The organism is Thermodesulfovibrionia bacterium, from assembly GCA_030646035.1.
Taxonomy (GTDB): Bacteria; Nitrospirota; Thermodesulfovibrionia; order UBA6902; family UBA6902; genus JACQZG01.
Genome location: JAUSMY010000039.1, coordinates 1 through 1328 on the forward strand (window position 1 = coordinate 1; position 1328 = coordinate 1328).

The 1328-nt window shown below is 45.6% G+C and carries 2 protein-coding genes; both read right to left on the reverse strand.

Translation table 11 applies throughout. From position 1 onward, the window contains the following. On the reverse strand, positions 1-817 hold an 817-nt coding region (locus Q7U10_06180), incomplete at its 3' end, for a tail fiber domain-containing protein (GenBank protein MDO8282197.1). 36 nt (positions 818-853) lie between these two features. After that, positions 854-1328 (reverse strand): PKD domain-containing protein (locus Q7U10_06185; protein ID MDO8282198.1); only part of this gene is annotated, 475 nt, incomplete at its 5' end.

Below are 1328 nucleotides of genomic sequence, written 5' to 3' on the forward strand. Positions count from 1 at the left end.
CAGCCACTATGTCCATGGGGTCGAGGCTCTTTCTGTCATATGTCGCAAGCATGTCAGGCACATCCTCTGCGATAAACCCCAGATGCCCGTCCTTGTCGTCTGCCTTGTAAAAGTATTTCTTTGGGCTCAAACTGTTCAATGTTGTAACAGCCTCTGAAGTTGAGATGTCCTGAATATCCTTTTTAAGCTCTCTTGAAGAGCCCCAGGTCACATTGCCTGTTGCATATATGTTGCCGGTAACATAGAGCTTCTCAGTAGGCGCGGTTATCCCTATCCCCACATTGCCGGTGTTCTTCACTATGAGCATATCCCCATTGGTCGCGTCAGTTGAGCTTAACCTGAAGAGGTCAATATTCGTGTATCCTGAGGCTGACACATCCAGCCACGCAGCCGGTTCATATTTCCCTATGCCTGTCATGCCGTATTCTGTTATCTCAAATACAGTGTCAGCCCTGCCTGCCTGTCCTGCAAGGACATTTACCCTGGAACGCGCCTGTATGGCAAAACTGTGAAATCCGTTTTGACAGCCTTCGCATTTTGAGAATAAGAAGGCTGACCTTTCCAGGCCTGAGGTCAAGGCTGTTGCTGTGGGGTCATCACCGGCAGCCACATAGTCAGACACAAACCCCTGATTGCCGTATGTGCCTATAGTCTTGATCTTTCCGCTGTCAACCACTATCTTGTTATCCGGTGTCAGGGTGCCTACTCCCAGGTTGCCGGTCACTAACAGGTCTCCGGCTGCATACAGCATCTCAGCTCCGGTAAATACTAAAACCAATGTCAATAATGAGATCAGTCTTTTTTTCATCTTTTCCATCTTCTTTTCCTCCATTTTGTTGTTATCTATTTATAGTTACTGGATTATTACATTTTCCAATGTTACTACGCCGTCACTGATCGTCACATTGCCGTTTATTACAGTCTTGTTGGTTGTTGGATTGAAATCGCAGTCATATCCGCCTCTGAGAACTATAGTCTTATTGGTATTGAATACGATATTTTCGCTGAATGAATCATCCTGGAAATGTATCTCATCTCCTTCTGATGAATCATTATACGCAGGCTGGAGAGATGTGTAGTATGAATTTACCGAGCCTGTGACCTTTACAGGTGACAGGCATGAGGTAGCGCTTATATAGTTAGTCCTTGTCAGCGAATTTGTGCTTCCGTCAAAATCTGTGACCGTCAGTTTTACGGTGTATGTGCCTTCAGTTGTGTATTCATATGAAGGGTTGGACAGTGTCGAGTCAACTGTGCCGTTATTGTCAAAATCCCATTCGTATGTCAATGGCTGGTCATTGCCTGTTGAGCTGTTTGTGAAGGTTACG